Below are 12,893 nucleotides of genomic sequence, written 5' to 3' on the forward strand. Positions count from 1 at the left end.
GAAAGCAATTCTGCGCCAGTCTGCGCGTATGACCAAGGACGCCTTTGCCGAAGCCCCGATGCTTTTTGAGAACGACGAAGCCCCGGTGCAGCCGCTGCCGGCAGGCCGGTTGCCGTCTTATATCAAGGACCATCGCAAAAGGCTGCGCGAACGGTTCATGTCTGGCGGTTCTGCAGCGATGCCTGATTATGAGCTGCTGGAGCTGGTCCTGTTCCGCTCGATCCCCCGGCAAGACGTAAAGCCTCTGGCCCGGGCCCTGATGGACGAACTAGGCGACTTCAACCGGGTGCTGACCGCGCCCGAAGAAAGGTTACGACAGATCAAAGGTGTCGGCGAAAGCGTGATCACGGATCTGAAGATTCTGGAAGCCTGCGCCCATCGCATGGCTCGCGCACGGGTGATGCAACGGCATGTGATTTCAGGCTGGGACGCATTGCTGGATTATTGCCACACCACCATGGCCCATCGCGAGACCGAGCAGTTTCGCGTGTTCTACCTTGATCGCAAGAACGTCCTCATCGCGGATGAGGAACAGGCCAAGGGCACGGTGGACCATGTTCCCGTCTACCCGCGCGAGGTGGCGAAAAGGGCGCTGGAACTGAATGCCTCGGCTTTGATTCTGGTGCACAACCACCCCTCGGGTGACCCCACACCATCACAATCCGACATCGACATGACCAATCGCATTCAAGATGCCTGCACCGCGCTTGGCCTGGTGCTGCACGATCACCTTATCATCGGAAAATCGACAGAGCTGAGTTTCCAGTCGCAAGGCTATCTGTAGCTGTCGGTGGGATTCGAAGTCACTTGATCCAGACTTCGACCCGGCGGTTGATCTTGCGGCCCCATTCGGTGTCGTCGCAGGCCATGGGCATGGCTTCGCCGAACCCTTCGACCGAGATCTCGACACTGTCGGGTATCGCGGTCTCAACAGCGGCCAGAACCGCGTTGCGCACTGTTTTGGCCCGCAATAGCGCAATGCGGGCGTTCCCCGCCGCTGGCCCGTCACCATCGCTGAATCCCACGAAGGTCAGCTTTCGGGCCTCGTAGGCCCCGGCCTCAAGCGCCTGCGCCAAGTGCAGGATGTTCGCGCGGGACTGGGCATCCGGGCGCGAAGACCCGGCCTCGAACCGGAAAGACAGCGACAGGCGTGACATCGGGCGCAGCGTTTCGATCATCTGTTTCAAGCTGTCCAGGCCAACTTCGTCCCCGCCGTTTGCGATGGCGTTTGCGAGGCGGTCCCCCTGCAATCCGATGCGCATGGTCTCGGGTGCCTGATCCACGAAACCGGCCTGCCGTATCGCCATCTGAGCTTCCGGGCTTTGGGTATAGGCCAGAAACTGTCGTGCGATCCGGGGCAGGCGGTATGACGGCAGGTACAGGAACATAGGTGAGGTTAGCGGATAATCCTCGGTCTTGATCGATTGCCGGGTCGCCGTCAGCGCGTGGCCGCAGCCCCCGGCAAGCGGCAGCGCGCGAACCTTGTCAGCTTCGGCCCGGCTGGCGATTCCGATGGCAAACGGATCCTCGGCCACTGCGTGAACCAAGTCGTTGCTGCGCCCATGCCGCAGGACCGTGTCGGACGGCGCCACGCCGGCGGGCGCAAGCAACTGATCCTCGAAGGCCTGGGACAAGCCCGATCCTATGTCCGGCAGATGCAGCGCAATCGGCGCATCGGCCCCGCCCAGTTCGGCCCAGTTCAGGATTTCGCCGGAATACACGCGTGCCAGATCCGTGGGCGAGATCTGTCGTATTGCGTTGACGGCGGACACCACAGGCACCATCGCATCCAGCGCCACAACCCGGGATCGCCGCGCTTTTGTCAGATCGCCCATCCCGGCGTCTTCCGCGGCCATTCGCTCACCCGGACGGATTTCGCGCAGGGCCATGACGATATCGGTTTCATTCGCGCTCAGATCGGAAAACCCCCGGCCTGTATTGCCCACGCGAAAGAAGAACCGCCCCAAAGGTGCGGGTCGACCGGGTTTAAACAGATCGTAGGCAAAGGTTGCCGAGTCAATCCGTGATGGGGTCGCCGACAACTCTTCTTGTTGGGCAAAACCCAGAATCAGGGCAGGCATGACCTTCTCGGCCATGACCGACGACCCGGAGAACCGGACCTCTGCCACAAAATCGGTCAGATTGGGGCAGGCGGGGCCATCGCAGGTCACGCCGGACCCGTCCACCGTCAGTTCACCGAATTGGGTATCGATACGATAGAACTCGCCATCATATCCCAGCAGGTTTCCAGTTACCTCGACCTTGCCGTCATGCGAGGTCAGCGTGATGTCCTGCGCCTTGGCACCAGATGCCAGCGTTGCCAGAAAAAGTGCAGCCACCGCTGCACGCAAGGATGTCATAGGAGTTTCGAGCCTGCCTGCCGTTTACTTTGCCGCGATTGTCAGGTCTTGGAACAGATTATTCAACACCAGAAACTCTCCGACCTGCGAACAGTCGGGCAGGTTCAGCACCAGATCGCGCGAGCGCAGGCGGCGGTCGGCGCGCAGTTCCAGCGACTGTACGCTCAGATCCGAGCCACAATTGGCCTTGGTCACGTCAGCCTCGACCGTCAGGCCGATGGCACCCGATTGCGCAGACTGGGCGGAAGGGAAGGAATAAATCTCGATATTCTGCGCGGTGCCAAGACCCGGCTGGCCCATATGGACAACTTCGCCGAGACCCGTTGCCGAGCTGTCCGCCCAAACATGCCCGTCACCGCCATAACTGGCACCAAACTCCAGCGCGTGAATCTGCAGATCGGTCGTGCCCTTCCATTGCAGCGCGACGCGGTCGTACTGGCTTATGTCCGGCACATGGGTTGTTGCCACCGTGCCTTTTTGATCCTCGAAGGAAATCAGAAAAATCGCGTATTCCGACAGCACCGGCATCGTCAGATCCAAGGCGCCGTTTTCATCCGTCTGTTGAGAAACGGCCAGCCCGCTGTGATGGACCTCGATCCGTTGATTGGCGTGGCAGGGGGCCTTGACGATCAACCTTGCCGCTGCGCCAGGCACCGCGGTGGCGCGCGCGCTCAGGTTGCAGTCGGCCGTTACTTCGGGGCCGGGTTGCAGGCTGCGCTGCGAGGGTGCCGGAGCAGAAAGTGACGCGGTGCTGGCAGAAGACGAAGTAAGCGCGAACTGCTCAAGCCCGGCCAGCCCAACAGGTTGGCTCGCGGCAGAAGCCACAGAGATACCGGCCTGATTTCCATCAGGTTGCGCGGCAGATCCATTCTGCATCAGGTAACCGATGGCGAGCGCGCAGACGACAGTGCCACCCATGGTCACGTAGTTTCTTACAACGAACAAGACACCCTCCCCAGTTGAAGGAGCGAGTCACACTTTCCCGGTCAATCGCGGCCAATTTGTGACCGCGACGCGAAGTCATTGTGTTCGAATTTGGGTGACGTTAGGTCAGCCTGCCGTGACAGTGTTTGAACTTCTTTCCGGATCCACAGGGGCAGCGGTCGTTGCGCGACGGGTTACCCCAGGTCGCCGGATCGCTTTCGTCAAATCCGGGCCGGGCATCACCCGAGGCGTCGGCTTCTGCGACTGCTTCGGCCTGACCGGCGGCCTGTTCGACCGCCTGTTGCGCCTGGGCCTGCTGCGCCGCCATCTGGGCCAGCATCTCACGCTGCTCTTCCTCGGTCAGCGGGCGAACACGCGACAATTGCTGGGTCACGGTTTCGCGCAGGCTGTCCAGCATCCCTTCGAACAGCTGAAAGCTTTCGTTCTTGTACTCGTTCAGCGGATCGCGCTGGGCATAGCTGCGGTAGCCCACGACCGAGCGCAGATGTTCCAGCGTCAGAAGATGCTCGCGCCACTTGCCGTCGATGGTCTGCAGCAGCACCTGCTTTTCGATGTTGCGCATGTTCTCGGGGCCAAACGCGGCGGCCTTCTGGGCCATCATCTCGTCGGCGGCCTTGATCAGGCGCTCGCGCACCTGCTCGTCATCGACGCCTTCCTCGGCGGCCCAGTCCTGAACCGGCGCGTCGATGGTCAGCTTGTCCTTGATTGCCTCGTGCAGACCGTCGGTGTCCCACTGGTCGGCATAGGTTTTCGGCGGCATATATTCGTCGATCAGATCGTCGATTACCTGTTCGCGCATGTCCGATACGATTTCCGAAAGGTCACCGGTCGACATGATCTCGCGCCGCTGGCTGAAGATCACCCTGCGCTGGTCGTTCATTACGTCGTCGAACTTCAGAACGTTCTTGCGCATGTCAAAGTTGCGGCCTTCGACCTTGGACTGTGCGCGTTCCAGCGACTTGTTCACCCACGGGTGGATGATCGCCTCGCCTTCTTTCATACCCAGCGTTGTCAGCACCTTGTCTAGCCGTTCCGAGCCGAAGATGCGCATCAGATCGTCTTCGAGGCTCAGGTAGAACACGGTGCGGCCCGGGTCGCCCTGGCGGCCCGAACGGCCACGCAACTGGTTGTCGATGCGGCGGCTTTCATGCCGTTCCGAGGCCATGACATACAGGCCACCGGCCTCAAGCACCTTCTGTTTTTCCTCGGCGTGACGCGCCTCTTCCGCCGCGCGCAGTTCGGCGGGGTCCGCTTCGGGGTTCTCGGCAAGTGCCTGCAGAACCTTCATTTCCACGTTGCCGCCCAATTGAATGTCGGTACCGCGTCCGGCCATGTTGGTGGCGATGGTCACCGCGCCCAGACGACCCGCTTCGGCGACGATTTGCGCTTCCTGCTCGTGCTGGCGGGCGTTTAGCACGTTGTGCTGAATGTCCTCCTCGGTCAGCATCTGGCTCAGCACCTCTGATTTTTCAATCGAGGTGGTGCCCAGCAAAACCGGCTGGCCCTTCTCGACCGCCTTTTTGGTTTCCTTGATCATCGCGTCGTATTTCTCGGGGGCGGTGCGATAGACCTGATCGTCTTCGTCCAGACGGGCGATCGGCTTGTTGGTCGGAACTTCGACCACACCCAGCCCATAGATCTCGGCAAATTCCTCGGCTTCGGTCAGCGCGGTACCGGTCATGCCGCCCAGCTTGTCATAAAGACGGAAGTAATTCTGGAACGTCACGCTGGCCAGGGTCACGTTCTCGGGCTGAATCTGCACGCCTTCCTTGGCTTCGATGGCCTGATGCAGGCCTTCGGACAACCGGCGGCCCGGCATCATCCGGCCCGTAAATTCGTCGATCAGTACCACATTGCCGTCGCGGACGATGTAGTCCTTGTCGCGCTGAAACAGCTTGTGCGCGCGCAGGCCCTGGTTGACGTGATGCACCACGGTCGTGCTTTCGGGGTCGTACAGCGAATGACCTTCAGGGATCAGGTCGTTTGCCAGCAACTGCTGCTCAAGATACTCGTTGCCTTCATCGGTAAAGGTCACCGAGCGCGACTTTTCGTCCAGCGAATAGTGATCGTCCTGCAGCAACGGGATCAGCGTATCGATCGCGGTATACAGGTCCGACCGGTCCTGTGATGGACCCGAGATGATCAGCGGTGTCCGCGCCTCATCGATCAGGATCGAGTCGACCTCGTCCACGATCGCGAAATTATGGTGCTTCTGATAGACGTCGTTCAGGTCCGCCTTCATGTTGTCGCGCAGGTAGTCGAAGCCCAGCTCATTGTTGGTGGCATAGGTGATGTCGCAGGCATAGGCCGCCTTTTTCTCTTCGTCCGGCTGACCGGACCAGATCACACCGGTCGTCATGCCTACGGCCGAGAAAACCTTGCCCATCCATTCCGCGTCACGCTTGGCCAGGTATTCGTTCACCGTGACCACGTGCACACCCTTGCCGGTCAGCGCGTTCAGATAAGCCGGGAGGGTGGCGACCAGCGTCTTTCCCTCACCCGTTTTCATTTCCGAGATGTTGCCCTGATGCAGGAACGCGCCGCCCATCAGCTGCACGTCGAATGCCCGCAGACCCAGAGCCCGCTTTCCTCCTTCGCGCACGTTGGCAAAAGCTTCGGGCAGCAAGGCATCCAGGCTCTCGCCATCCAGCGCGCGTTGGCGCAGCTCTTTGGTCTTCTCGATCAAACCCTCATCCGACAGTTTCTCAAACTCCGGCTCCAGCGCGTTGATCTTTTCGACCAGCGGGCGGGTCGCCTTGATCTTGCGGTCGTTCGGTGTTCCGAACACCTTTTTGGCAAGCGTTCCGAGTCCCAGCATGTTCACTCCAGCGGATCTGTTCTTGTCTTGGTTGCGACAGGCTTGCCCACCTTGCGCGCAACCCATAGATACGGGGGGTGAAAGGCGGCCCTGTCCAAGGCTTCAAAGCGATGTAAGCGGCAGGTTCCAGAGTGTCAACGCTGCGCCCTGTCGCGGCATGGAAATAGGATAATTCAATGCCCAAAGGCCTCACTTTTCTGCCATCGCTGGCCCTGGCCGCCGTGATGGCCCTGCCACTGGCCGCCCAGACCCAGCCGGATGCGACCACTGTGGTTGCGCGCGTCAACGGGGACGAGATCACTTTGGGTCACGTGATCGCCACCGCCGCAAGCCTGCCGCAGCAATACCAGCAGATGGAAGACCAGGTCCTCTTTGACTTCATCGTCGAGCAGCTGGTCCAGCAGCAATTGCTCAGCCAGGAACAGGAAGGCCTTTCCACCTACAACGCCCTGACGCTCAAGAACGAGGAACGTTCGCTGAGGGCCGTGCAGACGGTTGCCGAAATCACCGGCGGTCTGGTGACGGACGAGTCGATTCAGGCCGCCTATGATGCGCAGATCGCCGAGTTTGAAGGCGAGGACGAGTACGAGGCCAGCCACATTCTGGTAGAAACCGAGGATGAGGCCAAGGAAATCAAGACCCAGCTGGACGATGGCGCGGATTTCGCGGAGCTCGCCAGGGAAAAATCCACCGGCCCGTCTGGCCCCAATGGCGGCGTGCTGGGCTGGTTCGGCAAGGGTCGCATGGTGCCCGAGTTTGAGGCCGCCGTGCTGGAACTGGAAGTAGGCCAGATCTCGGATCCTGTGCAGACCCAGTTCGGCTGGCACGTGATCATCCTGAACGATCAGCGCAAGTCCGAGGCCCCCGAACTTGCCGATGTTCGCAATGAACTGGCCCAATCCATCCAGCAGGAAGCCATTCAGGCCCGTATCGACGAACTGACCCAGAAAGCCCAGATCGAGCGTCCGGCGCTGGAAGGTGCCGGTCCGGAAATCATGCGGCAGCTGGATCTGATTCAGGAGTAATCCCCTTGGCCAATATCACTAAAGTGTCGCCGCTGGCACCTGCGGCCTTCCCCGACCTTCCGGCCATCGACGGCGTGCGTTTCGCGACGGTTGAGGCCGGTGTGCGCTATCAGGGTCGTACCGATGTCATGCTGGCAGTGCTGGATCCGGGCACATCCGTGGCCGGGGTATTCACCCGCTCGGCGACCCGCGCGGCCCCGGTGCTGGATTGTCAGAACAAGATTGGCGGATCCAGCGAAGGACCGGCAGCGATCGTTGTGAACTCGGGCAATGCCAACGCCTTCACCGGCCATTATGGCCAGACCTCGGTGGCAGAAGTAACCCAGGCCGTTTCCAAGGCCACCGGCGTTCCGGTCGAACGGGTCTTTACCTCATCAACCGGCGTGATTGGTGAACCGCTGCCGCATGAACGCATCGTGGCCCAGCTTGAGACGCTGAAGGCGGGGCTCAGCCGGCATGCGATCGAGGATGCCGCCCGCGCCATCATGACCACCGATACTTTCCCGAAAGGGGCATCGGCGCAGGTTGCGATTGACGGCAAAACAGTCTCTATTGCAGGGATTGCCAAGGGCTCCGGCATGATCGCGCCGGACATGGCGACGATGCTGGTCTACATCTTCACGGATGCCCGGGTCGAGCAATCGGCACTGCAGGCGATGCTGGGCGCGCAGACGGACCGGACGTTCAACTGCATCACTGTCGACAGCGACACCTCGACTTCGGACAGTCTGCTGTTGTGCGCGACGGGGGCCTCGGGGATGGATGCCACCGGCAATGGGGCGTTTGCAGAGGCGCTGGAAGGCGTCATGCTGGATCTGGCACAGCAAGTGGTGCGCGACGGTGAAGGCGCCACGAAATTCGTGGAAATTCGCGTGACTGGTGCGGCCTCGGATGCGGATGCCAAGGTGCATGGGCTGGCTATCGCCAACTCTCCGCTGATCAAGACGGCCATCGCGGGCGAGGACCCGAACTGGGGCCGTGTGGTCATGGCTATTGGTAAGTCCGGTGCCGCGGCAGACCGTGACCTTCTGAGCATCTCTTTCGGTGACATTCTGGTGGCTGAAAAAGGTTGGGTCAGCCCGGATTACCGCGAAGAAGACGCGGCCGCATATATGAAAGGTCAGGATCTGGTGATTGCCGTTGATCTTGGGCTGGGCGAGGGCAAATCCACCGTCTGGACCTGCGATCTGACCCACGGCTATATCGAGATCAACGCGGATTATCGCTCGTGAAACCGGAGCAATTCCAGCAAAAGTGGAGCCCGGTTTTGCGTCCGGGAGTGCGACCATGAAAACCGTATTGGTGTCTGCGGTCGCTCTGATCGATATCGAAGGCCGGGTTCTGCTGGCGCAGCGCCCGGAAGGCAAATCCATGGCCGGTCTGTGGGAGTTCCCCGGCGGCAAGATCGAACCCGGCGAAACCCCCGAGGCCGCGCTGATCCGCGAATTGCACGAAGAACTGGGTATCGACACCTGGGCGTCCTGCCTGGCCCCACTGACCTTTGCCAGTCACAGCTATAGTGACTTCCATCTGCTGATGCCGTTGTTCGCCTGCCGCAAATGGCAGGGCATCCCGCAGTCGAAAGAAGGGCAGGCGCTGAAATGGGTCCGCGCCAACGACTTGCGCAACTACCCCATGCCTGCCGCAGATGTGCCGCTGATCCCGATCTTGCGGGACTGGTTATAAGTGGAATGCAAAGGGCATTCAGGGTGATCAGTCTGGATGTCGGGAACGTGGACCTGGCAGCTGTTTCTTTTCGCAAATGGTCAGCACAAACTGCGCCCTTCTGGTAAACGACACCAAGCCGTCACGCCCTAAAGGAAAATCCAGCAGATCGCATTGTGCCGACCCAGATCGAATGGCCCAACCGCAACTTTCCGATGGAGGGGTCAGACTCCGAGCAGGCCAAGCAAACGGCTTCACCGGTGCGTCGGACACAAACGAGCAGTTGGACTCACGGTTTTCTCGCGATAAGCCAGTATGTTACGCCCAAGGCTAGGCCGATTGCCGCGTAACCAAGAAAGTACTGCGGCTCCAGATTCTTGTCGTCGAGCGTGATGATTTTTCGTGCGACCGCCATCAAGGCCGTCGCGACCACAAGCTTGATGTGGATGACGTCAGCGGTCAGATAGAGCGTGATATTTGTATAGATCTCAATTGCGATAAGAACGACCAATACAGCGCTAAAAACTGTAAGAAGGTCACTGACTTCCAAGATGTAGACAGGCGGTTCCAGCAACTTCTGAAATGTTGTGAAACCTGCGTCTATAATAGCCATCAGAATGATTCCGAGCATGAGCACTGACAATGCTCTGACACCGTGGCGGATCATCCTGTTGCACCACCGAACGATGGCGTCTTCGTGATCGGGATCTAGTTCCACATGTGCCGGGATCGGTTTGTTATTTTCGCCACTCACTGTAATCTCCAATTCCGTGTTCGTTCACCAGCGTGAGATATTTCATACAGTTGCATCACTCGCCTCGGCTTTGACGGAACTTTTCCATGAAAGGGAATTGGTTTTCCAGTCCGATCTGTTGGTCGTCACAACGCCCCGTCGATGGCTCCCGGAAAACTTTGAAGCGGTATCAGCCGGTCTGCTGGATCTGTCCGTGTGCCAACGGCCCGTTTTCCGCCCCGCTTTTCCCGGAGGCATAATTTCGTTGCTTGTAAGTTTGGTGCAAATCAGAAGATCACCACTCTACCCCTGTTACAATTCGTAAGAATTGAGAAAACATCAGGAAAAAGTTGACGCTGACTGTGCCACTGTCCCAAATCGGGGCATTGGCGTTCGGACCCTGTTCCGGAACCGCCATTTCCGTCCCCGGGGAGAGGGGTCGGATGGGGAGGAGAAAAGATTGGCTCAGACGCAGTCGGGCGCCGAAGGGATGCAGTCTCTTCCGGCGCTGTTACACCGCAATGTGACCCGGTTCGGGGATGCCCCGGCCTATCGGGAAAAAGAATTCGGGATCTGGCAATGCTGGACCTGGGCAGAAGCGGCCCGGGAAATCCGCGCCATCGCGCTGGGTTTTCTGGAGCTTGGCGTCGAGAAGGGCGACCATATCGCGGTTATCGGCCGCAACCGCCCGGCGCATTACTGGTCCATGGTCGCGGCCCAGATGGTGGGCGCGGTTCCGGTGCCTCTCTATCAGGATTCAGTCGCCGAAGAGATGGCCTATGTTCTGGAACATTGCGGCGCGAAATACGTCGTCTGCGGTGATCAGGAGCAAGTCGACAAGGTCATCGAAATCCAGGGAAAAATGGATCAGGTCAAACACATCCTCTATACCGACAAGCGGGGGATGCGGAAATACGACCATAGTCAGATGAACGCTTTGGCCGATATCATGGCCGAGGGCAGCGCCGGCCATGCGCGGTTCGATGAGGAGTTGGACAAGCGCATCTCCGAGATCACCTATGACGACACATGTGTGATGCTTTACACCTCGGGCACCACCGGCAAGCCCAAGGGCGTGGTGTTGTCGAACCGCAACGTGATCGAGAGCGCCAAGAACTCGGCCGATTTCGATCATCTGACACGGAACGAAGACATTCTGTCCTATCTGCCGATGGCGTGGGTTGGGGATTTCATCTTTTCGATCGGACAGGCCTATTGGTGCGGCTTCTGCGTGAACTGCCCTGAAAGCGCCGACACGATGATGACGGACCTGCGCGAGATCGGACCGACCTACTTCTTTGCCCCGCCGCGCGTGTTCGAGACGCAGCTAACCAACGTGATGATCCGGATGGAGGATGCGAGCAAACTGAAGCAGCGCATGTTCCACCACTTCATGGCGCATGCCAAGAAGGTCGGAGGCCTGCTGCTGGACGGCAAGCCGGTGGGTTTCGGCGACCGGATGAAATACGCGCTGGGCAATCTGCTGGTGTATGGTCCGCTGAAGGACACGCTTGGTTACGGTCGCTTTCGCGTCGGCTACACGGCGGGTGAGGCAATCGGGCCGGAGATTTTCGATTTCTACCGCTCGCTGGGCATCAATCTGAAACAGCTTTACGGCCAGACCGAAGCGACGGTCTTTATCACCGTTCAGCCGGATGGAGAGGTTCGGGCCGACACGGTTGGCGTCCCTGCGCCGGATGTCGAACTGAAGATCGACGACAAGGGCGAGATTCACTACCGCTCGCCCGGTGTGTTCGTCGAGTATTACAACAACCCGGAATCGACTGCATCGACCAAAGATGCCGAAGGTTGGGTGGCGACCGGGGATGCCGGATTTATCGAAGAAAGCAGCGGCCATCTGCGGATCATCGACCGCGCCAAGGATGTGGGCAAAATGGCCGACGGGTCCATGTTCGCGCCGAAATATGTCGAAAACAAATTGAAGTTCTTTCCTGACATTCTTGAAGTTGTCCTGTTCGGCAACGGCAAGGATCGCTGCGTGGCCTTCATCAATATCGACCTGACCGCTGTCGGCAACTGGGCCGAACGTAACAACGTGGCCTATGCGTCCTATCAGGAACTGGCGGCGCATCCCCGTGTGTTAGAGACGATTCGCGGCCATGTGGAAGAGGTCAACAAGTCTGTGGCCGCTGACGAAATGTTGTCGGGCTGCCAGGTGCATCGCTTTGTGGTTCTGCACAAGGAACTGGATGCGGATGACGGTGAAATGACCCGGACCCGCAAGGTGCGGCGCGGCTTCGTTGAAGAGAAGTTCCACGACATCATCCAGGCACTTTATGATGGGTCCGAGAGCATTTCGACGACCACGGAAGTGACCTATGAGGATGGCCGCAAAGGCGCGATCAGCGCGACCTTGAAGATTGTCGATGCGCCGGTCGTGCCTGTCGCGCAGCACAAGGTGGCGGCAGAATGAGGGCCGGTCGTACGCCGCTCGACCTGCGGTCATCGCCCCGCCCGCCGTCCCGTTTTTCCAAACGTCAGGGAGCGACTGATGCTGGATAATTCCGAAGGATATGTCACCGAAGACGGCCGCAAGATCGGCGGTGTGGTGATGGAGATGAAGAACATCACCTTGCGCTTTGGCGGCGTCGTGGCGATCAAGGATATCTCGTTTGACATCCGCGAAGGTGAAATTCGCGCGATCATCGGCCCGAACGGGGCCGGTAAATCCTCGATGCTGAACGTGATTTCCGGGTTCTATGTTCCGCAGGAGGGTGAGGTCTGGTTCCACGGATCGAAACGCCCGGCGATGCGCCCCTACGAAGTGGCGCGCCAGGGCATTGCGCGCACGTTCCAGAACATCGCCCTGTTCGAGGGGATGAGCGTGCTGGACAACGTGATGACCGGCCGCCTGAACTTCATGAAGACCAACGTCCTGCAGCAGGCGTTTTGGAAGGGTAAGGCCGAGGCGGAAGAGGTCGAGAACCGTGAGGCAGTCGAGAAGATAATCGACTTTCTTGAAATTCAACACATCCGAAAGACGCCCGTGGCGCGCTTGCCATACGGGTTGAAAAAACGCGTCGAGCTGGCCCGTGCGCTGGCTGCGGAACCCAAGCTGTTGCTGCTGGATGAACCGATGGCGGGCATGAATGTCGAAGAGAAAGAGGACATGAGCCGCTTTATCCTCGACGTGAATGACGAGTTCGGCACCACGATTGCCCTGATCGAACACGACATGGGCGTGGTGATGGACCTTAGCGACCGGGTGGTCGTGATGGATTACGGCAAGAAGATCGGCGACGGCACACCCGACGAGGTGCGCAACAATCAGGAAGTCATCGACGCCTATCTGGGGGTCAGCCATGACTGAAGCCTTGGCAGAATTG

The 12,893-nt window shown here is 59.5% G+C and carries 10 protein-coding genes; 6 read left to right on the forward strand and 4 right to left on the reverse strand.

From position 1 onward, the window contains the following. Positions 1–28: 28 nt before the first annotated feature. Positions 29–784: a RadC family protein gene (gene radC / locus ACR0J8_RS11375; protein WP_480523106.1), complete on the forward strand. Its 756-nt coding sequence runs from the start codon at positions 29–31 to the stop codon at positions 782–784. Positions 785–803: 19 nt separating this feature from the next. Here radC and ACR0J8_RS11380 read toward each other — a convergent pair whose 3' ends face one another. From ACR0J8_RS11380 to secA, 3 genes are all read right to left on the reverse strand, one after another. Continuing rightward, complete coding sequence (locus tag ACR0J8_RS11380; protein ID WP_480523107.1) at positions 804–2,360, reverse strand: phosphate ABC transporter substrate-binding/OmpA family protein; 1,557 nt, start codon at positions 2,358–2,360, stop codon at positions 804–806. A 24-nt stretch (positions 2,361–2,384) separates the two neighbouring features. After that, positions 2,385–3,305 (reverse strand): hypothetical protein, encoded by a 921-nt coding sequence (locus tag ACR0J8_RS11385; RefSeq protein WP_480890228.1) that lies wholly within the window; start codon positions 3,303–3,305, stop codon positions 2,385–2,387. A 100-nt stretch (positions 3,306–3,405) separates the two neighbouring features. Then, positions 3,406–6,123 carry a preprotein translocase subunit SecA gene (secA, locus tag ACR0J8_RS11390; RefSeq protein ID WP_480523109.1) on the reverse strand — a complete coding sequence of 906 codons (2,718 nt, stop codon included), beginning with the start codon at positions 6,121–6,123 and terminating at the stop codon, positions 3,406–3,408. 176 nt (positions 6,124–6,299) lie between these two features. Between secA and ACR0J8_RS11395 the strand changes: the two genes are divergently transcribed. Genes ACR0J8_RS11395 through mutT form a run of 3 tightly spaced genes read left to right on the forward strand, consistent with a single transcriptional unit; the run spans position 6,300 to position 8,834 of the window. Beyond that, positions 6,300–7,148, forward strand: a complete 849-nt coding sequence (locus tag ACR0J8_RS11395) for a peptidylprolyl isomerase (RefSeq protein WP_480523111.1) — start codon at positions 6,300–6,302, stop codon at positions 7,146–7,148. A gap of 5 nt (positions 7,149–7,153) precedes the next feature. Continuing rightward, positions 7,154–8,380 (forward strand): bifunctional glutamate N-acetyltransferase/amino-acid acetyltransferase ArgJ, encoded by a 1,227-nt coding sequence (argJ, locus tag ACR0J8_RS11400; RefSeq protein WP_480523113.1) that lies wholly within the window; start codon positions 7,154–7,156, stop codon positions 8,378–8,380. Between the two features lie 55 nt (positions 8,381–8,435). Then, the gene (gene mutT / locus ACR0J8_RS11405; RefSeq protein WP_480523115.1) at positions 8,436–8,834 is read left to right on the forward strand and encodes an 8-oxo-dGTP diphosphatase MutT; all 399 of its coding nucleotides are present in this window, start codon (positions 8,436–8,438) and stop codon (positions 8,832–8,834) included. 268 nt (positions 8,835–9,102) lie between these two features. Here the strand turns inward: mutT and ACR0J8_RS11410 are convergent, their stop codons facing one another. Next, positions 9,103–9,567, reverse strand: coding sequence for a phosphate-starvation-inducible PsiE family protein (locus ACR0J8_RS11410; RefSeq protein ID WP_480523117.1), 465 nt, complete (start codon positions 9,565–9,567; stop codon positions 9,103–9,105). Between the two features lie 469 nt (positions 9,568–10,036). Between ACR0J8_RS11410 and ACR0J8_RS11415 the strand changes: the two genes are divergently transcribed. Both ACR0J8_RS11415 and ACR0J8_RS11420 read left to right on the forward strand, forming a co-directional pair. Next, a complete protein-coding gene (locus ACR0J8_RS11415) occupies positions 10,037–11,980 on the forward strand; it encodes an AMP-binding protein (RefSeq protein ID WP_480890368.1) in 1,944 nt (647 codons plus the stop codon). A gap of 78 nt (positions 11,981–12,058) precedes the next feature. Continuing rightward, positions 12,059–12,877, forward strand: a complete 819-nt coding sequence (locus ACR0J8_RS11420; RefSeq protein ID WP_170680230.1) for an ABC transporter ATP-binding protein — start codon at positions 12,059–12,061, stop codon at positions 12,875–12,877. Positions 12,878–12,893: the final 16 nt, after the last annotated feature.

Source organism: Ruegeria sp. N11, assembly GCF_056531525.1.

Coding starts and splice junctions, on each gene's coding strand:
- ACR0J8_RS11395 (WP_480523111.1), top strand. CDS start 6,300: ATGCCCAAAGGCCTCACTTTTCTGCCATCGCTGGCCCTGGCCGCCGTG.
- mutT (WP_480523115.1), top strand. CDS start 8,436: ATGAAAACCGTATTGGTGTCTGCGGTCGCTCTGATCGATATCGAAGGC.
- ACR0J8_RS11420 (WP_170680230.1), top strand. CDS start 12,059: ATGCTGGATAATTCCGAAGGATATGTCACCGAAGACGGCCGCAAGATC.
- ACR0J8_RS11415 (WP_480890368.1), top strand. CDS start 10,037: ATGCAGTCTCTTCCGGCGCTGTTACACCGCAATGTGACCCGGTTCGGG.
- ACR0J8_RS11380 (WP_480523107.1), bottom strand. CDS start 2,360: ATGACATCCTTGCGTGCAGCGGTGGCTGCACTTTTTCTGGCAACGCTG.
- radC (WP_480523106.1), top strand. CDS start 29: ATGACCAAGGACGCCTTTGCCGAAGCCCCGATGCTTTTTGAGAACGAC.
- secA (WP_480523109.1), bottom strand. CDS start 6,123: ATGCTGGGACTCGGAACGCTTGCCAAAAAGGTGTTCGGAACACCGAAC.